This is a genomic window from Yoonia vestfoldensis (assembly GCF_002158905.1).
Lineage (GTDB): Bacteria > Pseudomonadota > Alphaproteobacteria > Rhodobacterales > Rhodobacteraceae > Yoonia > Yoonia vestfoldensis_B.
Genome location: NZ_CP021431.1, coordinates 2577539 through 2600000 on the forward strand (window position 1 = coordinate 2577539; position 22462 = coordinate 2600000).

18 protein-coding genes, 1 tRNA gene and 2 rRNA genes (1 of these 21 only partly in view) are annotated in these 22462 nt (G+C 58.0%); 6 read left to right on the top strand and 15 right to left on the bottom strand.

All coding sequences use genetic code 11. The features are described from left to right. Window positions 1–39: 39 nt before the first annotated feature. Window positions 40–912, bottom strand: coding sequence for a WYL domain-containing protein (locus LOKVESSMR4R_RS12915; RefSeq protein WP_204248672.1), 873 nt, complete (start codon window positions 910–912; stop codon window positions 40–42). A 201-nt stretch (window positions 913–1113) separates the two neighbouring features. On the opposite strand from LOKVESSMR4R_RS12915, the gene LOKVESSMR4R_RS12920 reads away from it, so the two are divergent. The 3 genes from LOKVESSMR4R_RS12920 to LOKVESSMR4R_RS20720 all read left to right on the top strand — a co-directional run bounded on the left by LOKVESSMR4R_RS12920 (window position 1114) and on the right by LOKVESSMR4R_RS20720 (window position 3096). Then, complete coding sequence (locus LOKVESSMR4R_RS12920) at window positions 1114–1557, top strand: glycine zipper family protein (RefSeq protein ID WP_087209018.1); 444 nt, start codon at window positions 1114–1116, stop codon at window positions 1555–1557. 27 nt (window positions 1558–1584) lie between these two features. Then, window positions 1585–2883: a peptidoglycan-binding domain-containing protein gene (locus LOKVESSMR4R_RS12925; RefSeq protein ID WP_087209020.1), complete on the top strand. Its 1299-nt coding sequence runs from the start codon at window positions 1585–1587 to the stop codon at window positions 2881–2883. Between the two features lie 78 nt (window positions 2884–2961). Continuing rightward, window positions 2962–3096: a hypothetical protein gene (locus tag LOKVESSMR4R_RS20720; RefSeq protein WP_257790132.1), complete on the top strand. Its 135-nt coding sequence runs from the start codon at window positions 2962–2964 to the stop codon at window positions 3094–3096. A gap of 462 nt (window positions 3097–3558) precedes the next feature. Here the strand turns inward: LOKVESSMR4R_RS20720 and LOKVESSMR4R_RS12930 are convergent, their stop codons facing one another. The 8 genes from LOKVESSMR4R_RS12930 to LOKVESSMR4R_RS12965 all read right to left on the bottom strand — a co-directional run bounded on the left by LOKVESSMR4R_RS12930 (window position 3559) and on the right by LOKVESSMR4R_RS12965 (window position 11834). Continuing rightward, on the bottom strand, window positions 3559–4683 hold the full coding sequence (locus LOKVESSMR4R_RS12930) for a Gfo/Idh/MocA family protein (RefSeq protein ID WP_087209023.1): 1125 nt from the start codon (window positions 4681–4683) through the stop codon (window positions 3559–3561). Beyond that, on the bottom strand, window positions 4680–5738 hold the full coding sequence (locus tag LOKVESSMR4R_RS12935) for a sugar phosphate isomerase/epimerase family protein (RefSeq protein WP_087209026.1): 1059 nt from the start codon (window positions 5736–5738) through the stop codon (window positions 4680–4682). The genes LOKVESSMR4R_RS12930 and LOKVESSMR4R_RS12935 overlap by 4 nt, the downstream gene beginning before the upstream one ends. Next, a complete protein-coding gene (locus LOKVESSMR4R_RS12940) occupies window positions 5735–6046 on the bottom strand; it encodes a putative quinol monooxygenase (protein WP_087209028.1) in 312 nt (103 codons plus the stop codon). The genes LOKVESSMR4R_RS12935 and LOKVESSMR4R_RS12940 overlap by 4 nt, the downstream gene beginning before the upstream one ends. A 4-nt stretch (window positions 6047–6050) precedes the next feature. After that, the gene (locus LOKVESSMR4R_RS12945) at window positions 6051–7004 is read right to left on the bottom strand and encodes an ABC transporter permease (RefSeq protein WP_087209031.1); all 954 of its coding nucleotides are present in this window, start codon (window positions 7002–7004) and stop codon (window positions 6051–6053) included. Next, window positions 6997–8565: a sugar ABC transporter ATP-binding protein gene (locus tag LOKVESSMR4R_RS12950; protein WP_087209035.1), complete on the bottom strand. Its 1569-nt coding sequence runs from the start codon at window positions 8563–8565 to the stop codon at window positions 6997–6999. Before LOKVESSMR4R_RS12950 ends, LOKVESSMR4R_RS12945 begins: the two co-directional genes overlap by 8 nt. Further along, entirely contained in the window at window positions 8562–9728 is a 1167-nt protein-coding gene (locus LOKVESSMR4R_RS12955) for a Gfo/Idh/MocA family protein (RefSeq protein WP_087209038.1), read from the bottom strand. The genes LOKVESSMR4R_RS12950 and LOKVESSMR4R_RS12955 overlap by 4 nt, the downstream gene beginning before the upstream one ends. Window positions 9729–9832: 104 nt before the next feature. Next, on the bottom strand, window positions 9833–10954 hold the full coding sequence (locus LOKVESSMR4R_RS12960) for a substrate-binding domain-containing protein (protein WP_087209041.1): 1122 nt from the start codon (window positions 10952–10954) through the stop codon (window positions 9833–9835). 58 nt (window positions 10955–11012) lie between these two features. Further along, the gene (locus tag LOKVESSMR4R_RS12965) at window positions 11013–11834 is read right to left on the bottom strand and encodes a sugar phosphate isomerase/epimerase family protein (RefSeq protein ID WP_087209044.1); all 822 of its coding nucleotides are present in this window, start codon (window positions 11832–11834) and stop codon (window positions 11013–11015) included. A gap of 229 nt (window positions 11835–12063) precedes the next feature. Between LOKVESSMR4R_RS12965 and LOKVESSMR4R_RS12970 the strand changes: the two genes are divergently transcribed. Then, window positions 12064–13428, top strand: coding sequence for an ROK family protein (locus LOKVESSMR4R_RS12970; protein ID WP_087209047.1), 1365 nt, complete (start codon window positions 12064–12066; stop codon window positions 13426–13428). A 101-nt stretch (window positions 13429–13529) separates the two neighbouring features. Then, window positions 13530–14468: a substrate-binding domain-containing protein gene (locus LOKVESSMR4R_RS12975; RefSeq protein WP_204248673.1), complete on the top strand. Its 939-nt coding sequence runs from the start codon at window positions 13530–13532 to the stop codon at window positions 14466–14468. A 344-nt stretch (window positions 14469–14812) separates the two neighbouring features. Here the strand turns inward: LOKVESSMR4R_RS12975 and LOKVESSMR4R_RS12980 are convergent, their stop codons facing one another. Together LOKVESSMR4R_RS12980 and LOKVESSMR4R_RS12985 are read right to left on the bottom strand one after the other, a co-directional pair. Further along, window positions 14813–16198 carry an IS1182 family transposase gene (locus LOKVESSMR4R_RS12980; protein WP_087209052.1) on the bottom strand — a complete coding sequence of 462 codons (1386 nt, stop codon included), beginning with the start codon at window positions 16196–16198 and terminating at the stop codon, window positions 14813–14815. Between the two features lie 251 nt (window positions 16199–16449). Beyond that, window positions 16450–17829, bottom strand: coding sequence for an exodeoxyribonuclease I (locus LOKVESSMR4R_RS12985; protein WP_087209055.1), 1380 nt, complete (start codon window positions 17827–17829; stop codon window positions 16450–16452). A gap of 140 nt (window positions 17830–17969) precedes the next feature. Between LOKVESSMR4R_RS12985 and LOKVESSMR4R_RS12990 the strand changes: the two genes are divergently transcribed. Beyond that, the gene (locus LOKVESSMR4R_RS12990) at window positions 17970–19223 is read left to right on the top strand and encodes a Fic family protein (RefSeq protein ID WP_237331786.1); all 1254 of its coding nucleotides are present in this window, start codon (window positions 17970–17972) and stop codon (window positions 19221–19223) included. Between the two features lie 109 nt (window positions 19224–19332). Here LOKVESSMR4R_RS12990 and LOKVESSMR4R_RS12995 read toward each other — a convergent pair whose 3' ends face one another. From LOKVESSMR4R_RS12995 to LOKVESSMR4R_RS13010, 4 genes are all read right to left on the bottom strand, one after another. Next, complete coding sequence (locus LOKVESSMR4R_RS12995) at window positions 19333–20055, bottom strand: hypothetical protein (protein WP_087209057.1); 723 nt, start codon at window positions 20053–20055, stop codon at window positions 19333–19335. A gap of 449 nt (window positions 20056–20504) precedes the next feature. Beyond that, window positions 20505–20581 (bottom strand) — tRNA-Met (locus LOKVESSMR4R_RS13000). 83 nt (window positions 20582–20664) lie between these two features. Then, window positions 20665–20779: ribosomal RNA gene (rrf, locus tag LOKVESSMR4R_RS13005) — 5S ribosomal RNA — on the bottom strand. Between the two features lie 225 nt (window positions 20780–21004). Next, window positions 21005–22462 (bottom strand): 23S ribosomal RNA (locus LOKVESSMR4R_RS13010); it runs 1386 nt beyond the window's last position.

Sequence of the window (22462 nt, forward strand, 5' to 3'; positions counted from 1 at the left end):
ACCTCACGCAAAACATCAAGAAGCCGCCGAATGATTTCATCACGCAGGTTCATTTCCAAGCTCGATGACACTGTCCCGGTTCAAAAGAACAATCTGCTGATCCTGTGGGCGCCGCGCCGCTGGGTCGGTATCTAGTCCAAGTCGCTTAAGGGCATAAAATAGGAGCGCTCGGCGGACCCTGATTTGCGCCCTGCCCCCGTCCATTCCGTAATCCATCTCAATCGCCCGGCGCTGATTATCTGAGAGGTCGGGGTGCGGACCAATCTCTAGCACGATCTCTGTGTGCCATGCCGCATCAGCGCTGGGCTCAGCAGTCACAGGCCCCGTTTCGCCAACCTCAACGATCCGCGATAACAAAAAGTCCTTGAACACTTGGTCGTTCTGACAAAACGCGCGAGCATGCCAGCGGAACCCGTCAAAGGCCAAGGCATGCGGTTCAATCCAGCGCGCGCTGGGCTCAGGTCGCGACATGGACTGATAGGTCACCTGCAAGGCTGCTGGCTCGCGGATCGCTGCCAGCACGTCCCGCAGAGTCTCAGGCGTCACACCACGCGCAGGCGTGGGCGTTGCTCCAAAACTCGGGAAAAAGCTAATCCAGCTCTGGTCGGCACTGACCAACCCCTGATCGACCGCCCGCAGCTGAGCGAAATACTCCTCCGCATCAGGCTTGAGGTATTTAGGCTTGAAGTGCTTGCCGCGCAGATATGTGCGCAGGCTCTTATCATAGACGAGATTGCGCTTAGCCTGTTCGATATAGGCGTTCAGGTCCAGCGATGCCTGCTGTGTTGAAACCCCAAACGCGTCCATCAAGTCCCCTCGGTTTATTCGCCCATTCCAAAACAGGCGAAACTCGATGAACTCATATCGACGTTCGACACCCCAGTTCAGCTGTTTGCCCTTCTTGCGAGTCACCCTGCGTCCTCACCTATATGTCGCACGAATACATGCGTCTAGTTTTTTGATTGACTCACCAACCGGACCGTCGGACCCTTAGGGGGTCAGAATGCCGATTCGTGACAAGCCCGTCACGTTATTAGACGTATCACAAACCTGGGGGCTCACCCCAGCATAACCCTCCCGTTCTGCTCACGGGAAGGGAAAAGGAGCTGCTGCATGAATTTTTTGACGAAAACTCGGTCTATTGGCCTAATCGCTGTGGCACTACTTGCTGGCTGCGCCGAGCTCGAACCGCTGACCGAGTACCGCCCCGTTGTGGATCAGCAACGCACGGATATGCCGCGCTTTGAGCGTGACTTGGAAGCTTGTCGAGCGGTCGCCGTACAGGTTGAAGCGGACTATCGCCAGCGCCAGCAGGAACAGATGGGCGCAAACCTGATGACTGGGCTCCTTCTTGGCGCAATCACTGGCGCTGTCGTGGGCGGCGGCACAAACTATCAACGTGAGCTTACTGCTTATGGCGCAGCATCAGGCATGGCCGCGGGCGCAGCAGCTAATGATTACTCCTACGATCTTGTGACCTATGGACCCCGCCGCGTCGTCGATCGTTGCATGGCCGAGCGGGGCCACACGATCCTCAACGATATTGGCCGCGGCTAAGTCGTACCTGCCCAGAGGACCCTCCATATGACCAAATTGTACACACTTACCGCCTCCCTGATGATCAGCACCTGCCTCGCTGGCAATGCACTTGCTCAGGAGAGCTCTGCCCTGGACGCAGAAATTGCGGCCATCGAAAGTCAGATCAGCGAAGTTGACGGCACGATCGCCCGCTACGATGGTGGGTTAATCCGTATACTTGCAGAAAGCCGCCGTGAAGCGCTGCTACTGTTGCGTACGGTCGTCGAGGCTCGCAAAGAGGCTGATGCCGCAGGCGCGACCATCGAAGTCACCGTTCCAGCGGTTGAGCCAGATCCAGAGCGTGCCGAGCAACTGCTTGGCGAAATGGCCGCCCAACAGTTGCGCGTTGAAGCAGCCGAGCGCGAGGCGGCATCTGCGGGTGGTCTGATCCAGGCGGTTGCCCTAAGTCGTGTGGAAACCGAAAAGCTCACCCTCGCCCAGTTGCAGATGGCCTTTTTGCAGGCGCGTTATGGGATCGCATTTCCGGTGACGCCGAATGCAACTATGTCGGCACCATCGCGTCCAGATACCGAGGAACCAGCCACAACTACCGGAAGCGATGCGGTCATTGATACTGCACTACCCTGGGCGGACCCGGACCACCCCAGCGTCGATTATAGCCTCGCGCCGTTCGAACAGGCACATAAGGAGGGGGATCAGATTGCCGGCTGGTGGGTGATCAATGAAGAACGCGCCGCAATCGATGACAGCCCGTCAGTGGTTGCAATAAACTACTCTGCCTATGACGCAGGCAGCTTCGGCGGTGTAACGGCTCTTATAGCCCAGTGTCGTGAGGGTGTGACCTCTATCGTGTTTATTCAGGATGACTTTGTGATGACCGCCACACGGCGAGACTCATTTGACATCACCTACCGCATCGACGACGCGCCGGCACAATCCACCCGCTGGAGCGAGCTGACAAACAACAAAGGCGCTGGGTTATTCGGTACTGGATCAGAAGGCTTCATTCGTGAACTCTACGATGCGGATAACTTTTTCATTCGTATAGCAGACGGCAACGGCCAGCGTCACGATGCTGAGTTTGATCTTGCAGGAGTTCAGGAAGCGATCGAGGCTGTAGCTGGCGCTTGTGGCTGGTCAACACTTGACCTCTCCCGCGACGACTACCGTGCCATACAGACCATGCTGAACGCTGGTGGCTTCGATCCGGGCACGCCAAACGGGGTTTTGGGGAATGGGTCTCGCAATGCCATGCATACTTTTCAGGAACAAAACGACTTGCCACCAACGGGTGCACCTGATCGCGCGGCGCTTGAGACCTTATGGGTCCAGACGATCGACTAGAGCCATGACAACAACGTTGGCCCACTTGGTGGGCTGGTGCCGTGAGCGCACTGCGGCAACACGAAAAGAAACGACATCATGGAATTCATAATCGCAGGCGCCATCACCTTCGGTATCATCGGCCTCTTCGTTGATGGCGGCAAAGGCGCGCTCTGGGGGGCAATCCTCGGACCCTTTGGCTTGATCATTGCCGCCATTCTGAAAGGCAAGTGAGTGGAGGTAGTACGCTAAAAAGCCGACCTGTCACTTCCGTCCAGATGTTTCATTTGCGGGTTAGCGTGGTTACCGTGAAGGGAAGCGAGTCAACATCGCCTTTCTGACGTGATCGGCCCATTGCGGCCGCTCGCCAAGGTGAGCGGCGCTGCGGCGCAGCTTCACCAGAGCGGCCATTCGTGCATCTTGCAGCATTTTATCAGCGAAAACGTCGGTAAGCGGACCCTTTTTGCTGCTAGCTGCAGGCGCGCAAGCTCTGTTTATGTCGGTGCCGCATTCGGTCTAAAGCGGAATGAAAACCGGTCCCGAGTGGTCTTACTACTCAGCATCAACGTGCATTGGGCACTCATTCATTTGGAGAAAAATACAGTGCAAATTCAGGATTCCAGCCCAGTCTCCCCTTTAGCAAATCGAGGGGCTGGCTCCTCGGAATTGCCGACGTCCTGTCGTCAATCCCATCTTTCATAGATTGATCCAAACCGCGCCACCTTCGTGCGACCGAACACCGGCAGAGATAAAGCGCATACCCGCCAGCCCGTCAGTCACCGTCGGCAACATCGTCGCTTGATCCGGTTTTGCCCTTTCGCGAAACCTCCGAACCATTCCCGCGGCCTCTGTGTAAAGCGTGGCAAAGGCCTCAAGATAGCCTTCAGGGTGACCTGCCGGCAAACGGGATGCTGTGACCACCCCTTCACCGCCACGCCGCAAAGTCTGTGTGGGTTGGCCGATAGGCGTAAACTCCAGATCGTCGGGGTGCTCCTGATCCCACATCAAGCCCCCGGCATCGCCTACGACGCGGAGGCGCAGACCATTCTTTGTGCCCGGCGCTACTTGGCTTGCCCAGATCATGCCCTTGGCCCCGCCCTGGAACCGGAGCAGGAGTGCCGCATTGTCGTCAAGTGCCCGGCCAGGCACGAAAGCTGTCAGATCAGCCAGCAGGGCATGCGCTACAAGACCGGATACGAAGGTGGCAAGGTTGAAGGCATGGGTGCCGATATCTGCGATGCACCCGCCCGCCCCAGACTGCGCTGGGTCAGCGCGCCACGATGCCTGTTTCTGACCCCCACGCTCGACCGGTTCAGCCAGCCAGTCCTGTAGATACTCTACCTGCACATGGCGCACGTGCCCGATACGGCCGGCCGCGACCAGAGCGCGCGCCTCGCGGACCATCGGGTAGCCGGTGTAAGTTTGGGTCAGAATGAAGGGTATTCCGGTCTCTGCCACCAGAAGCACAAGCGCCTCTGCGTCTTTGACAGTCGTCGCAAGCGGCTTGTCGCAGATCACAGGAATCCCCGCGCGCAAAAAAGCCGTGGCGACTGGGACGTGCAAGTGATTGGGCGTGACGATCGCGACAGCATCGATGCAGTCTGGCCGTGCTGCCTCTGCTTTAGCCATTTCGACGAAGCTGCCATAGCTGCGCTCTGCCGCAATCCCCAACTCTGCCGCTGACGTAGCCGCCCGTTTAGGATCAGATGAGAAGGCCCCTGCTACCAGTTCCCAGTGGCCGTCGAGCCGCGCCGCAATGCGATGCACTCCGCCGATAAAGGCGCCCCTGCCCCCACCCACCATCCCGAGTTTCAGGGTCATTCCGCAATCCCCAGCATGGCACACAGCGCCGTACGATCAACCTGTCCGCCCGCAAAGTCATCGAACGCCTGGCCCGTCACCTCAATCAGATGCTGCTTAATGAACGGCGCTCCCTCAGCCGCCCCTTGCACAGGGGACTTGAGGAAACACTCCCACTCCATCACCGCCCAGCCGCGATAACCGTGCTGCGTTAGTTTTGTGAAGATAGCGCCGAAATCAACCTGCCCATCTCCAAGACTGCGAAATCGTCCCGCCCGGTCGGACCAGGCAGAATAGCCGGAATAGACACCTTGCCGACCGTCTGGTCGAAACTCGGCATCCTTTACGTGAAAGGCCGAAATGCGGTCATGATAGAGGTCAATGAAGGCCAGATAATCCATGGCCTGCAGTAAGAAATGTGATGGGTCATAGTTGATCCGAGCACGCGGATGTTCTGCCACAGCCGATAGGAACCTTTCCCAGCTCGCGCCGTCAAAGACATCTTCGCCGGGATGCAATTCAAAACCGATATCGACGCCGACCTCGTCGTAGGCATTCAAGATCGGCGTCCAACGGCGGGCAAGCTCGGCAAATGCTTCGTCGATCAAACCGGCTGGTCGCTGTGGCCATGGGTAAAGGAAGGGAAAAGCCAGCGACCCGGTGAAGCTCACCGTCCCAGAAAGCCCAAGTTTGCGAGCGGCCCGTCCGGCACTGATGACCTGTGCCACCGCCCAATCCTGTCGTGCCTGCCTGTTACCTTTCACCGCTTCGGGCGCAAATGCTTCGAAGGCCGCGTCATAGGCCGGATTTACGGCAACCAGTTGGCCCTGCAGATGGGTCGAAAGCTCGGTAATCTCCACGCCTGCCTCGAAGCAGACACCCACAACCTCGTCAGCATAGGTCTGGCTTTCCGCGCAAAGATCCAGATCAAACAGCCGCCGATCCCATGTCGGGATCTGAACCCCTTTGTAGCCCAGCCCCGCTGCCCACTTCGTGATAGCGGGCAGACTATTGAAAGGCGCGGCGTCAGACGCGAACTGAGCGAGAAATATGCCTGGTCCCCTCATCGCGGTCATGTCTGACTCGCCATATCCGAAAGCATCTTCAAAGGCCGGATTTCAACAGGCCGGGCCAGCAACCTTTCAAGCTGAGAAAACAGCGGCGCAAGGTGGGGCATGGCCATATGCTCGTCCAGATCAGCCTGTGTCTGCCAGTTTTCATAAAAAACAAAGCAGCACGGATCGCTGGGATCGACATGGAAGTCATAGTTGAGGCAACCGGGTTCGGTCCGAGTCGGGGCCACTTGGGCGCTTAGCAGCGCCTGCAGCTCGTCGCGGGTTTCCGGCTTGGCGATGACGGTGCCAATGATGGTGACATGGGTCATGACTTCACCGTTTCTGGCTCAGGGCGACAGCAATGATAATGATGCCACCCCGCGCGATCAGTTGCTGGCTGAACTCCAGCCCAAACAGTATCAGCCCGTTGTTAATCAAACCGATCATCATCGCACCTACAATCGTGCCTATGACTGTGCCTTTGCCGCCAAACAGGCTGGTGCCTCCCAGAACCGCTGCTGCGATGACCGAAAGCTCATCGCCCTCGCCCAGCTGAAAGCGGCCCGACTGCAGTCGCCCGGCATAAAGCATCCCGGCCAGAGCGGCAGCACAGGAGGACAGAACCAGCACCTTCATCTTGATGTTGGCAGTATCGATGCCGGAATAGCGCGCGGCGGTCTCGCCACCACCGGTGGCCAGCACTCGACGGCCAAATCCTGACCGACGCAGCACAATGTGTCCCAAGCCCCCCAGCACTGCGATCCAGACAAGGAGCACCGGGATCGGCCCCATGGAACCGCCGCCGAACAGCCAAGAATAGCCGGGCGACAAAATAGGCACGGCAGCGGTGTCGGAAATCCACATCGCTACCCCCTTGGCGATGCCCATCATCGCAAGGGTCGTCAGAAACGAAGGGATCCCGATGCGGGTTGTCAGCCATCCGTTGAACATGCCGACCGCGAGGCCGGTGGCAATACCTGCCGCGACCCCACCGATCGGGCCCGCTACGGCGATGGCCATAGCAACGGTTACCGTCGTCAACCCGGCAACCGCACCTACGGAAAGGTCAATCTCTCCAGCCGACAGAACGAAGGTCATTGCGATCGCCATGACGGCAATCATCGCCGTCTGCCTTACGATGTTCAGCAAGTTGTTGGGGTTCAGGAATCCCTTGTCGCTCAACGTCACCGCGAAGATCAGAAAGATCACGACAAAGCCGATGTAGATGATGTTCTGCCGCCAATTCGCGAACAGGTTCCTGCTGGGGGCTGATACTGCATTAGCCATGTGTGGCTTCCTTTGCGGTCAGAGCTTTCTGGATCTCGATCTGCAGGCGCCGCTCGGCAGCTTGCAGGGCATGTTCGGGGTTGGTCTCGGTCGGATCATCTAGATCGGCACGGTCCAGCATCTGATGTGCGCGGCCATCGGCCATCACCAAAATCCTGTCACAGGCGGTCAGAAGTTCCGAAAGCTCGGATGAGATCACCAGCACCCCTTTGCCCGCCATCGCAAGGTCGCGCACCAAGCGGATGATTTCGGATTTCGATCCGATGTCGATACCAGCGGTGGGCTCATCCAAAATCAGGATGTCGGGGTCAGTGGCCAGCCATTTCCCGATGACGACTTTCTGCTGATTGCCGCCCGAAAGTGTAGAGACAGCATGATCCCGACTGGCCGTCTTGACTGACAGACGCTGGATCATCTTGTCGGTTATCTCGCGGGCTTGGATCCGATCCACAAGACCACCTTTAGTGATGCGGCCCAGAACGGCCATGACCATATTGTCGGCAACGCTGTGGGCAGGGATAATTCCTTGCGTGGCGCGGGCTTCGGGCACCAGTGCCACCCCTTCGGCAATCGCATCTGATGGACTGCGGATCTGCACCGCGCGGCCATTGATGGCGATCTCGCCCGCGACGGCAGGTTCAATCCCCGCGATCACCCGCGCCAGCGCCGAGCGGCCTGAGCCGAGAAGCCCTGCCAACCCCAGCACTTCACCCCGATGGAGAGTAAAGCTGACGTTTTCGGGCTTGTGCGGCCCAGAGACGGCCTTCAGTTCTAGCAACGCATCGCCTTTAGTCACCTCGCCGCGCAAGACATCAGCAAACCCCTTTGATCGTCTCCCGACAATATGTTCGATCATTGTGTCAACATGCAGATCCACCATTGGCGCCGTGATTACGTGACGCCCGTCGCGCAGGATCGTGGCGCGGTCCGCGATGCGGGCAATTTCATCCATCCTGTGACTGACATAGATGATCGCCACACCCTTGGCCTTCAGCTTACGCAGGAATACGAACAACCGTTCTACATCTGAAACGGCCAGTGCAGTCGATGGTTCATCGAGGATCAGGACCCTTGCGTCCTGGCTGATAGCCTTGGCAATTTCTGTCAACTGCTTCTGCCCAGCTCCCAAATCCCCCACTAGGGCACGGGGGTTTACCTCCACTTCCAGCATCTTGAATATCGCTTCAGCGCGGCGGATAGAGTCGGCGTCGTCGATCAAGCCGCGCGCATCGCGGGCCTCGCGTGTCAGAAACACGTTCTGCGCCACGGTCAGGGTAGGAACCAGTGACATTTCCTGAAAGTTCATCGCTACGCCCGCAGCACGGGCCGCTTCGGGCGTAGCACCGGCAAGTTTCTGGCCCGCCACCTCTACAGTGCCTTCATCGGCGCTATGCACCCCGTTCAGCACTTTTAGGATAGTCGATTTTCCAGCCCCGTTACCGCCCAGCAAGGCATGGACCTCGCCCTCCAGAACTTCTAGGTCGACGTTGTCTAACGCCCGTACGCCGCCGAAGGATTTGGAGATCCCAGTCATGCGAACTGCAGCAACAGGGGTGGTCATTTTACCGATTCCCACTTGCCGGTTTCGCCCGAACGCAACATGGCATCGGCAACCAGCTCGGTCAAAAGCCCGTCTTCAAAGTTGGGGCTGGGCTGCTCGCCAGAGGCGATAGCGCTGAAGAAGTCGAAACATTCCACGATCTTCGTCTCAGAATAACCGATGCCCAAGCCCGGAATCGGCCACAAGCCATTTCCGTAGGGGTGCGCTGGGCCAGTATAGATCGTGCGGAACCCGCGCGCATCCGCCGGATCGTCGGCGAACATGACCTGCAATTCGTCACGGCGTTCGTAGTTAAAGTGGATCGACCCTTTGGTGCCGTGGATTTCGAGCGTGATAAAGTTATTGCGGCCCCAGGCATTCCGCGTCGCCTCAAGACTCCCGATGGCACCGCCATCAAAGCGCAGCATCGAGATCACCTCGTCGTCGACATCCACCGGCGCGCGCTCTACATCGGCAGCCTTTTCCGACGCACCCAGCTTATCGACGCCGCCTTGTTGGATCGGGCGCGTTTCCACATAGGTCTTGGTCATGGCGATCACCTCAGCGATGGGGCCGACAAGATAGTGCGCCAGATCGACGACATGGGTGCCGATATCGCCCACCGCGCCAGAGCCCGCGATCTTTTTCTGGAACCGCCACGACAGCGGGCCATTCTCATCAGCCGACCAGTCTTGCAGATAGGTGCCACGGAAATTCAGGATGCGACCGATGCGGCCTTCTTCGATGAATTTCTTCGCCAAAGCCACGGCGGGCGTGCGGCGGTAGTTGAATGCAACCATGTGGATTATACCTGCGGCCTTGGCCGCTTCGGTCATCGCGCGAGCCTCTTCAACAGTGCGCGCGAGGGGTTTCTCGCAGATTATGTGCTTGCCCGCTTTTGCAGCCGCGATGGCGATTTCGGCGTGGACGTTGTTCGGGGTGCAGATATCCACGACGTCAATATCTGGCCGGTTTATCACGGCACGCCAGTCGCTGCTGGCCTCGTCGAAGCCGAAGCGTTGACGCGCCTCTTCGGCTGCTCCATCAGTAATATCAACCACGATCTTGCGGTGCGGAATGGCCGGGGCGGGCCAGAAGAACATTGGCATCGACGCATAGGCCATGGCGTGCGCCTTGCCCATGAACCCGCCGCCGATCATGGCGACATTCATCACTTTAGTCATTTTCAGTCTCCGTGGCTGAGGGAGAGGCATCGGTTGGGCCAGGAAATAATCTGCCGAGCCGAAGACTCAGATGTCGCGCGGGGATTATCCCCGCGCCACAGTGATCATTGCATCAACGACTTGATGTTGTCGGTCGCTTCGGCGGAGTAGACTTGCGTCCAGGCTTCCAGCAAGTTTTCCCTTGTGACGGGGAGCGCGGGCAGTGCTACAAATGCCGGGGCCTCTTTCCCCAAAAGTGCGTAGCCAGCCAGTTTGGCCTCGACGATACCCGCATCATAAGGACGCTGCGCACCAAGACCCTGAATAAAGCCGTCTTGTGCCATGTTAATCGCCACGTTTTCACCAAGGTCCACGGTTGTGATGACCAGATCATCCCGCCCTGCCGACCTTGCGGCGGAAATCACGCCTTCAGCGGGCACGTCCCAGACAGCCCAAATACCGTTGATCGACTGGTTTGATATCAACATCGCCCCAGCTGCCTTTTCCGCGTCGCCAGAAAAGTCCGGCCCGCCGATCCCTTGTTCTGCCACGATCCTAATTTCGGGGTAATCGCTGGTGATAGTCGCCTTGAAGGCATCGTAGCGCTGCTTGGTCACGAAGAAATCGGCGGCGTGATAGACAAGACCGATATCCCCACCGTCCGGCCCTAGGGCCTTGGCCATCAGATGTGCTGCGGCGACGCCGTTGCCGTAATTGTCCGCCGAGACGACTGAGACAAAGTCCTCACCGGCCACAAAACCGGTCGGCACGTTGTCCATGAATACCAAATGGACCCCTGCCTCGGACGCTGCACGATAGGCCGCCGCAGTGGCGGTGGGGTCAGCGGGGATCGACACGATGATGTCTGGTTCTTGCGCCATAATGGTTTCTAGGTCGCTGACCTGCTTTTCCGGTTTAAACCCAGCATCGGTAACCGCGATCACTTCGATGCCCATCGCGGCAAACTGCGTCTCCAGCCCGTTAATCTGGGCGCGAGACCAGTCATTGCCACCGTAGTGCATGACGATGGCGGCGGTGGCCCCCATCGCCCGGATCTGAGCCATTTCCTCGTCGCTGAGGACAACGGTTGACGGCGCCGTCGGCTCTTCGCCGTTCGGTCCCTTGGATAGCACAGTTTCCTGTAGCGCGGCCAAGGCTGCGTCAGGGTCGGCGAAGGCGGGGGCGCCCAGCCCGAAGGCCAGCGCAAAGGCGGTAGCCGAACCTAAAAGAACACGTCGATTGAGCATAATTTCTTCCTCCCAGAGAAGAGATGGGGGGTCACCCCCCCGGTAAAGGGCCTGGCTGTCAGTCCGCCATCGCCCGGTTCAAATATTCCATGCTGATCCGCGCCCCTGCGGCGGGGTCGTCCCAGCTGTCCAGTTCGGTACAAATCCAACCCGCGAAACCCACGTCCCGGATCGCCTCAAGGATCGGGCCGGTCGGCACGTCGCCCCGATCTAGTGGGGTGAAGGCAAAGGGGTCTTTCTGGAACCCCTTCAGATGGATGTAAGAAATGCGCGCCGCGTGATCGCGGATGAGTTGCGCAGGATCGCCCCCGGCAGCGGCCAGATGTGCCGTGTCCGGGCAGAAATCGATTGCCGTCAGATCGAATATCTTGGCAACCTCGGACGGCCCCTCAACGATGGTGGACAGGTGCGGGTGATAGTGTGCGCGCAATCCCCGGGCATCGGCAATCGCCTTGACGCGGTCTAGCGCGCCGCCCAGCTTGTGATAATCTGTCTCGCGCACTCCGTCGAACCGCTTGGCTCCGCCGCCCACCACCAGATGCGGCGCATCAAGTTCGGCGGCACGGTCAGCTGCACGGGTTACTCGCGCAAGTTCATCTGGCAGGATGTCGTCGAAAATGAAGTTCCCACCGGCGTAGGCTGCGACCAGCGTCAGCCCGTTGTCTGCCAGACTTTGCCTCATTTCCGCAGCTGACGCATCCAGCAAGTTACCGTCGAACAGCTCCACCCCCTGATAGCCCGCCGCCGCTATGTCGGCAAAGGCGCGATCCATTGCGCCAAAGGTGCGATAGCTGAGTTGGGTGATTGAGGTGACGCCCTCGGCATTACCGCCCAGCGCCCCCCAGCAATTGGCGTGATACGCCAGCTTCCATCCGGCCATCTGTGACCCCTCCCTCATTGCGCGTCCGGCGCGGTCTTGCCTGCCGAAGCGATCCTCCTGACGGCCGTCTTGACCGTGAGAGAAGCAGTAGGGCCACAATCGGCATAAGTCAACTATATTTATGCATAAGTTGTATGACTTTTGCATATTAAATGCAAAAGTATCTACTTGAACGACGGAATCAGGCCGACTATTCCTGTTGCACCTACTTGAGGAGCCTCTTTTGCCGATGGACGCGAATGCCGCCGAATCATCCCGCTTGCGCGGCAAGGGCCGTCCGCGCACCAGCGAAACGGCAATCCCCTCGCTAATTGAAATCCTGAACTTGATCCGGACTGAGCGCGCTTCCACGCGGCAGGAACTGGAGCGAGAGGCTGAGCTGGGCCGGGCAGTGGTGGCGGACCGACTGCAACTGCTATCGGATCTGAACCTTGTCGATGAAAGCGAACTCGGCCACGCGACTGGTGGGCGAGCACCGCGCCTCGTTAAGTTCTCGGCCCGTCGCGGGCTGATTTTGCTGGCAACGCTGGATCAGATGTCGATCGGTGTAGGCGTTTCGGATCTGTCGGGCAACCTGCTGACCCAACACCATGAGGCCGCTAACCTGACCGCCCCAGTGGCACAACTGGCAGACAGGCTGACGTCCCTTTTCAACTGGTGTCTGGAACGTCAGGTCACGCCCACCGCGCCTTGGGGGATTTCCCTTTCAGTTCCCGGCACGGTGCCTTCCGGGCGCGACGATGCCTTCATGACCACCACGCCTCCCGTCCTTCCCGCATGGGAAGATTTCCCACTGGTTGAAACCCTGACCCGCCAGTTTGGCGTGCCGGTCTGGATTCGCTCTAGCGTCGAAACCATGGCGATGGGCGAATTGCACGTCGGTGCCGGGCACGGCCTGCGCTCCATGCTGTTCGTAAAGGTCGGGCGCCGGATCGGGGCGGGGATCGTCTGCGATGGGCAACTTTACCGCGGGGCGCAGGGAGCGGCGGGGTTGATCGGTGCGCTGCCAGTGGTGTCGGACGGGGTAGCCGGCACGCTGGACGTGATGGCAGGCTCCAACATGATCGAGCGCGAAGGGCGCGCCGCGGCGGAGAGCGGCCGCAGTCCGGTTCTGGCAGATCTCTTGCGTCGCGGAACCGAGATTACATCAATTGAAGTGTCACAGGCCGCCCAGATCGGCGATACTGCGGCGTCGGCGATCCTGTCGAAGTCGGGGCATCTTATCGGGCAAGTCGTAGCGACCCTCACCAACGCCCTGAACCCCGAGATCATCGTGCTATCGGGCACGCTGGTCCAGACCAATGACAATCTGTTGGCGGGCATCCGAGAAACAGTTTACGGGGCGTCCCATCCATTGGTGACGCGGGATCTGCGGATCATCTGCTCACAGATGGGCAGTTCCGCCGGTCTGGTCGGCGCTGCGCGGGTGGCATCAGAAGCGCTGTTTTCACCTTCCTTCCTCAAGGACTGGATCCTTCACGGAAAACCGAACATGCATCCCGGTTTCGTCGCCTTCCACGGCCTTGCCGACAAGGCCGAACCGCCGCCACCAAATCATTTGCCGCCATCTGACCCACGGAGGATCGAACCGTGACTATTTCCGGACTCGGGCCCCATGGTGAGCGCGCATCGCCGCCCGAACGGGTCAGCCTGCTGCCAGAGGATCTGGCTGCCGCGAGGGCGGCAACCAGACGCGTGGCCATCGTGCTGCATACGCTGGACGGCGATTGGACCAAACAGCAGATCTCCGGTATGCTGGGCATCTTCGGTGATTGTGGCGTGGTCGTCACCGAGGTGATCGATTGCGGTTTCTCCGTGAATCGGCAGGTGTCCGAATTAGACCGACTGATCGTGGCGGCACCGGATGCAATCGTGGCGTTGCCCGTGGCCAACGAACAGGTCGCAGCTGCATTCCGGCGGGTTTCGGAGTCTGGCATCCGACTGATACTTCTGGAGAACGTTCCCACGGGCCTCTTGCCCGGAAAGCATTACACTTCATTGGTGTCATCGGATAATTTCGGGTTGGGAAAAATGGCCGCCGCTGGCCTTGCCCCGCATCTGGTCGAGGGGGCGGCGGTAGGTGTCCTTGGCTTTGCAGCAGACTTCTTCGCCACAAACGAACGCGAGATCGCCTTTGCCAATTGGTTGCAGGCCAACCGCCCCGACGTGCGCAGTCATGTCCGGCGGTTCGGTGCCATGGATGAAGCCGCCGAACTCGCTCTGCAGATGATTGCGGACCACCCCGATATCTCGGCCTTCTTCGTGGTCTGGGACACGCCCGCGAACGCGGTGGCGACCCGGCTGCAGTCGGCGGGTTACACACCTGCTATGGCGACGGTCGATTTGGGCGAAGATGTCGCCATCGCGCTGGCAGCGGGGCGGCAATTCGTCAGCGTGGCCGCCCAATTGCCCTTTCAGCAAGGGGTGGCCGCTGCCCGCACAACGATCCTCGCACTTTTAGACCGGACAGTACCGGCCTGGATCGCCATACCTGGAATGTCCGTGGCTCAAAGCAATGTGGCTGACAGCTTTCAGATCATCTGGAGAAAGCCTGCCCCCGCGAGGCGCTGCGCTTGCTTGGCCTTGCGCCCTGACGGCAAGAGTCGAACCGTTCGCTCGGTGTCAATTGGTTGAGCTGCATAGACTCCCGCAGCGCTGACGAAAAACCGCTATCTTGAACTCCATCGAAACGAAAACGCTGTCAGTCAATGACCGAGGAGGGTCGTCCTTGATGACCGTTGGAAAGCTACGGGTGCGAAGACAGCCAGCAATAGCGCGGTCCGTTTGGGCTCACTGCTGCCTTACGGCAGCACTGATAAAGGTTTAATTTTGAAGATTGCTCAATGTCGGCTCTCGGTGGAGGGGCAATCCGAGTTCACGCTCGCAGCGAATGACCGCTTCCCGCCGATTCTGTGGAAAAACTAACGTTTGCGAGCGCAGAAATAGCTGTTCCAAATCCGGCGCGAGCGCCTTTTCTATCAGGCTTTGCGTATTTGCTGCGGTGCAGGAAATATCTTGGCGAGTTTGCGAAGGTTTTGGGCGGTTGCGGCGAGGAGGAATTCGTCATTTGCACCGCATGGACCACGTAATCGAAGCCGGCTCAGGCCGAGAATACGTTTGAGGTGGGCAAAGAGCATCTCAACCTTCTTCCTGAGCTTCATCGCAATCGCGTATTCATCCGTTTTGGCCAGATCTCTGGCAACTTGACGGGCATCTTCGTGTTCTTCACGGGTGATCGATCTGGCGTCGGCATTAGGGCAGCACTTCGGCTTGGATGGGCAAACCTGACAGGTCAGCTTCAGCGCACGATACTTCGCGGTGCCCTTGCCCGTCGGGCCTCGGTTCGGGTCGGAATAATTACGGCGGAACTGCTTGAGCCCGTGCCCCTCGGGGCAGATGTATTGGTCGTTCTGCGCATCCCAGTCGAAATCTGTGCGTGTCCAGGTCCCATCGGGGCGTCCGGCCTTGTCGATCACAGGGATGTAGGGATCGATCTTGCGATCCACGAGCCAGCCGAGCATTGGGCCTGAGCCATAGGCAGTGTCGGCGATCATCCAGTCAGGAACCAGGCCAAACTTGTCTTTCACCCGCGTCAGCATGGTTTTTGTCGATCCAACCTCGGCTTGCCGGATGGAGCGGGTGGGTTCCACATCCAAGATGACACCGTGATCCGTGTCGATGAGATAGTTGTCGGAATAGCTAAAGAAAGCAGGGCCTTTGCGGGCTGCTGTCCACTGACTGGCGGGATCAGAATGCGAGGTAAACTTGGGCTGCACCTCGCTTGCTGCGCCAAAGGCTGCCTTGTCCAGTGTGTCGAGATACTCGCGGACGGCGCGGGGCGCATCCGCCGGGTCTATGCTTGCCGCGTGCCAGTCTTCCTTCGGCGTGGAGTTCTGCTTGTTGGCATCCGCTTCAATCAGGCTGGCATCAACCGCCATGCGCTGGCCGCTGACCAGACCTTCGGCGATGCAACGCGCGACAGTCGTCTCGAACAGGTGGCGCAGAAGTTCGCTGTCGCGAAAACGCCCATGCCGGTTCTTGGAAAACGTCGAGTGATCCGGGACACGATCGATCAGATCGAGGCGACAAAACCAGCGATACGCGATGTTCAGATGGACCTCTTCGCAGAGCCGCCGCTCTGAACGGATGCCGAAACAGTATCCGACCAGCAGCATCCGGATCAGCAGTTCGGGATCGACCGACGGGCGGCCCGTATGACTATAGAACTCCGCCAGATGGGCACGGATGCTGCTCAGGTCGACGAAGCGGTCGATGGATCGCAGCAGGTGATCCGTGGGAATGTGATCCTCGAGCGAAAACTCGTAAAACAGCGCCGGTTGCGCTTCCTGCCTCGGTCCCATCATCGCCGATCCTCCCCTCAATTACAGGAATTGAATCAGTAGTTCAGCTCTCGATCAAGGAAGAGTTTTTCAACAAAATACGCCCAATGTGCCAGATGCTGCATTGCAACGTTACCGTAACTGTATCGGCTTTGGACTGATCCCGACCGTACATTCCGCACATGCGGCATAAGAACGCTGCAATCGTCCAATTTCGCCGGTCAACCCAAGTGGCCTAAAGCGCCCTAAAATAAGGCAAGTGTACTTTTGGGTTCCTACGCATCACCTTCGAACCGTGCCCTTATAAATAACGCAATCGCGTCAAGATCGCGGTGCTCTACAGCATCGGCAGCACGCAAATCACGTAGTGCTGCTTCCGCTTTTTCGAAGGTCATCCATTCGGTTTCAGGTACGTCAGGCGCCGACCACTTATCACGCAGATAGACTTTGAAAAGCGCCATCTCATCTGATGTCAGCAGCTCAGGGCTGTAAAACGCCACCAACCGCCGACCGAGCTGACGCAACCTAGGATCTGAAAGGCTTGCGGCGATTTCTTGCCGACGCGGCCAGGCCGCATGCTGAAACTCCTGCAAGAGTTGTTTGTCAGCATTGGAATAGAATTCCCCATAAATCTGTCGCTCAACCGACTTGGGCGGGGCATCGGGATCTTCGACGAAGCGTGCCGCCATCGCAGCGCCTACACGCTGACGAAACTCAGGCGCATTGGCGATGACCTCGGCGCGGCGAAGATACTCTGCGCTGGGCGCTGCGGGTCCGAGGAGCGCGGGTGCCTTATTTGTGGACACGCCCCTAATGATCTTCGGGGTGCCGTCTACTGCCGCAAAGATCGCTGCATCCGAAGCTTCGAGAAAATCGGCTGGGTCTGCGGCATCCAGATCGAAAAACGCGGCCTGCGCGCTGTTGCCGTGAGAGTATCCGCAGAAACAGCCCACGTAGGAACGCGGCTCACCACCGCCAAAGCGCGTGACCAGCTCGTAGGGCTGGAAGCTTTCAAGTTTTGCCTGCACACTCGCCTTGTGGGCGTTGTCGATCAACTCGGACCAAAGCGCTGGGCTACGCGTTGCGATCAGACGTGCGATGTGGATGGTCGCCTCAACGTCCCCCAGGGCATCATGCGCGTTGTGGGCATTGAAGCCATTTGCAGGCGCCAGCCGATCTAGCTTGAAGCTCCGCCGGCCAGTGTCATCGGTGGGCCAGACGAGTAGGTCCGGGTGTCGGGCATAAGCGGCATAGACTGCAGGCAGAATGTCAAAGCGCGTGTTGCCATTGAACTGCGTGGCGTAAATGTTCGGTAACAGATTCTGGTAGAAGGTCTGCCGCAGCACTTCCTCGTCGAACTTTATCGTGTTGTAGCCCACCCAGATTGCAGGCGCCCATCGCTGCGTGAACTCAGCCACCTGCTGCGAGAACTCAAACAGCGATGGCAGGCTTGGGTCTGTCAGCTGATCAGGCGTAACGCGAGTAACAACCAACGCCTGCGGTGAAGGCAAAATATGGGGCGCCAACCGGCAGCGGATGTTGACCCGGTCCTTTTCCACGAAATTCTCATCCGTCCAGATCGCGGCGAACTGCAGCGGCTGGTCGAACTCGGGAGAGATCCCCGTGGTTTCAAGATCGTAAAAGACAAAATCCATGAGATTTTCCTACACTGTAATATTATGCAAATCCATCTTCCGGCACAGCGGGGCAAACGCGACGGTTGCCTTAGCCCCATGGTGATCTGAAGGCGGGTTGGAGGCCAATTGCCCTATTTGCTTGCCGCAAAGACGCTTTGATGGCAGCCAACAAGCGTCAAAACACGTTGATGGCAACGTTTGCCCAAAATCCGTTGCCAACAGGATTTGATGTGACTAGGGTGCCATCAAACAACGTTGATGACAATTTGAGGCAAAAAATGGCCATCAAAGCATACGATCTGGCAGATGCAGTGAGCTATCATGAGGGCGCGTTTTCGCCCAAGTCACTGGATTACGAACGCCTGCTTGGCCCTCTGGAAGAGGCTGCAGCTTCCCTGGCACGCTATGACGCCAAAATATCAGGCATGGTGAATGGCGAGCTGTTCCTCGCTCCATTGCGCCGCCAGGACGCGGTGACCTCGTCGCGGATGGAGGGCACTATCTCGACGATTGAGGACCTCTATCGCCTGGAGGCAGAGGAAGATTCCGGAAGCACGGACCTCTATCGCGATGCCCGTCACGACGACATTGAGACTTACCTCTATTCGCGCGCCCTCCGAAGCGCGCAAGTTGCCCTTGCCGAAGGTATGCCCCTTGGGGAACACCTGATCCGGTCTGCGCACCAGCAACTGCTCTCCGCCGGGCGTGGCGCTAGAAAGCGTCCAGGCAGCTATAAGATCGAGCAGAACTACATCGGGGATGAGCGCCGCGGGAAGATTTATTATGTCCCCATCGCCCCCGAGCAGCTTGAGCCTGCGATGGCGGCTTTGGTGCAGTTCATCAATACGAGCGAAACGCGCCCACTCATCCGCACGGCTCTCGCACATGTTGAATTTGAAGCGCTTCACCCGTTCGAGGATGGCAATGGCCGGATCGGGCGCATGCTAATCACGCTGATGCTCTGGCGACTAGGTGTGCTCAGCCAGCCCAACTTCTTCGTCTCCGGCTACTTTGAGACCCACAAGGACGAATATGTCGAGCGGATGCGGGCCGTGTCTGCAGAGGGCGACTGGACTGGTTGGGTGATATTCTTCCTGCAGGCCATGCATGAGCAGGCCACGGTGAATATCCAGACGGCCGATGCGATCTTTAAGCTGCATAGCGGAATGCGCGAGCGCTTCCGTGAGGTGCTAAACTCACAATTTCATGATCAGGCACTGGACTTCGTGTTCGCGAGCCCGGTGTTTCGCAATGATCGGTTCGTGGAGAGATCGGGCATCCCAGCGACCACCGCGCGCTTGCTATCGCGACGCCTTGTCGATGCCGGCCTTCTAAGGACGCTTCAGCCCGCAGCGGGGCGGAGAGCTGCCCTTTATGCCTTCGACCCCTTGCTGGATCTCCTAAGGGTGTGAAGCCGCACTGCAAACAATCATGGTTCGGTCCGTTCTGTTCTCAATAGCGCCTTCACGTCGCGAATGGCGGGTGGTCCGTCAGTAGGTGCACCGAATGGAGTATTGCCGATTATTGTACGGGCGTCGGCTGCAGCATCTCATCGGTATCGAGCTTGAGTGCGCTGCGCCAAAGCGGTGTCTTGAAAACATGACAGTCACGCTTGCCTGTGCCCTCGTCCCGAGTCTCCATCAACAATCCTGCCCATTCAAGGGGCCGAAGCACGCATGATGAGAACGCGCCCATGGCCCGCCATCCGGCGGTGTGCCAATCCTCTGGCTCGCCGTAGAAGGCTTGGTACAAAGCCGCCTCAGTGGTTCCATGGTCAGCCTCGACGTTGATGACATTCATCCAGACATCCCATTTCCCAAACGGCCGATCGTCAAAACGGGCATAGGACGCGTGATCGATGCGGAGAACGAAGTACGGGATCAGCTCGGCAAACAAGCGCCCTGGCGATCGGGCCAGCTCAGCACCCTTCTTCGTCAACCGAAACGCCCCCTTATAATGCCGTCCGAGGCGTAACGAGATTAGCAGGAAGTGCAGAACCTCAAGTGGTGGGAATTCGTACTCATTAACGACCTTGTTGTAGCGGAACATTTCTTCGGCGCTTTTTCCCGGCCAATCGAAGTGCTCCACGGCCCAGTGTACGAAGACGCGCTTAAACGCCTTGGTTTGGGTGAGGCCGATCGAACCGTGCTCTTGGGCATATTGCAGCGTCAAAAATGCGCCCCGCAGCAGCAGCGAACGCATTAAATCTGGATGATCATCAGGGAGCGTACGGAATTCAATCATGCGCAAGTGATGCCACGAGCACAACGGCGATGCCAAGAGGCCCGTGTGTGCAGGCTCAAACGAGACCGCTGAGCATCCGTACGAGGCGCCGAATAGAAAAGGCGGATCTAGCCGACGATCCTTGATAGACTAGTCGTACTGCGCGAAGATTATCTGATCAAATCTCCGCAGAATTTTCGGACATTAAACTGCGGGCGGCAATGGACGCACAAGCTGCCGACTAGTTCCGTGACGCAAGTGGTTACGATTACCGCCATCAGCTGGCCGAGGCAATCCGCTTCAGTATGCCCGATTGTCACCTGCTGTCACTGAAAGCAGCTGATTATCAGTGATTACGGCTTTTCGGGGGGTGCGACTCGCCAAACGTTGACGTGGTGTTGACGTAAACCGCAAAATTGCCTGTGGTATCTGAGTACCATCAGGCAAGCGTTTGATTTATTTTTATATTTTGGTTGCGGGAGTAGGATTTGAACCTACGACCTTCAGGTTATGAGCCTGACGAGCTACCGGGCTGCTCCATCCCGCGCCATTTATGGCGCACCTAATCTGATTAGGTGCATCGTAAGAGAGATACGCTTGCTGTGTGGCAAGCATGACGTTGTTTATTAGGTTTGGCAGTGACTTACTCTCCCACGTCTTAAGACGCAGTACCATCAGCGCTGCGGCACTTAACTGCCGAGTTCGGGATGGGATCGGGTGTTTTGCTCGCGCTATGACCACCAAACCAAAAAAACAACGCCAGGTCAAAACGACCCGGTTTTGACCTGGGTGAGCAAGGCATGTTTGCGCAGCAAACGTGCAGCTCACTCAGGTGCTATGAGGCACTTCTTTCCAAGGTTGTTGGTTGAAGTGCCCTTTTTACCGGGCGTTTTGTTTGTTCCAAGTCTTATACGACTGTTGGTGTTTGTGTATGTATCCTGATTTTTCGCCAGTCTTACTATTACTGGATCAAATCAAGCCTATCGGGCAATTAGTACCAGTCAACTGAACGCATTGCTGCGCTTACATCTCTGGCCTATCGACGAGGTGGTCTACCTCGGCCCTCAGGGATACCTTGTTTTGAAGGGGGCTTCCCGCTTAGATGCCTTCAGCGGTTATCCTGTCCGATCATAGCTACCCTGCACTGCCGTTGGCACGACAACAGGTCCACCAGTGGATCGTTCACCCCGGTCCTCTCGTACTAGGGGCAACTCTTCTCAAGTATCCTACACCCACGGAAGATAGGGACCGAACTGTCTCACGACGTTCTAAACCCAGCTCACGTACCTCTTTAAACGGCGAACAGCCGTACCCTTGGGACCTGCTCCAGCCCCAGGATGAGATGAGCCGACATCGAGGTGCCAAACGGTGCCGTCGATATGGACTCTTGGGCACCATCAGCCTGTTATCCCCAGCGTACCTTTTATCCGTTGAGCGATGGCCCTTCCACTCGGGACCACCGGATCACTATGGCCGTCTTTCGACTCTGCTCGACTTGTCAGTCTCGCAGTCAGGCTGGCTTCTGCCATTGCACTCAACGAGCGATTTCCGACCGCTCTGAGCCAACCTTCGCGCGCCTCCGTTACAATTTGGGAGGCGACCGCCCCAGTCAAACTACCCACCACGCAGGGTCCCGGACCCGGATAACGGGCCGCGGTTAGACATCAAGCAAGATAAGGGTGGTATCTCAAGGGAGGCTCCACAAGGACTAGCGTCCCTGCTTCAAAGCCTACCACCTATCCTGCACATATCGTGCCTGATGCCAATGCGAAGCTATAGTAAAGGTGCATGGGGTCTTTCCGTCTAACCGCGGGTATCCTGCATCTTGACAGGAAATTCAATTTCGCTGAGTCCACATTTGAGACAGCGGGGAAGTCGTTACGCCATTCGTGCAGGTCGGAACTTACCCGACAAGGAATTTCGCTACCTTAGGACCGTTATAGTTACGGCCGCCGTTTACCTGGGCTTCAATTCGGAGCTTGCACTCCTCCTTTTAACCTTCAGGCACCGGGCAGGCGTCAGACCCTATACGTCGTCTTACGACTTCGCAGAGCCCTGTGTTTTTAGTAAACAGTCGCCACCCCCTGGTTTGTGCCCCCGCCCAAAACTTGCGTTCTGAACGGGCCTCCTTCTCGCGAACTTACGGAGGTATTTTGCCGAGTTCCTTAAATGTGGTTCTCTCAAGCGCCTTGGTATTCTCTACCAGTCCACCTGTGTCGGTTTAGGGTACGATCTAGCGGAGGGCTATTTCCAGGAACCTCTAAACGGCCTGCCCAATCCGATAAGGGCAAACAATCTTCGAGATCCGTCACATCCTCCTGGCCCAGGAATATTAACCTGGTTCCCATCGACTACGCCTTTCGGCCTCGCCTTAGGGGTCGGCTTACCCTGCTCAGATTAGCTTTAAGCAGGAACCCTTGGACTTTCG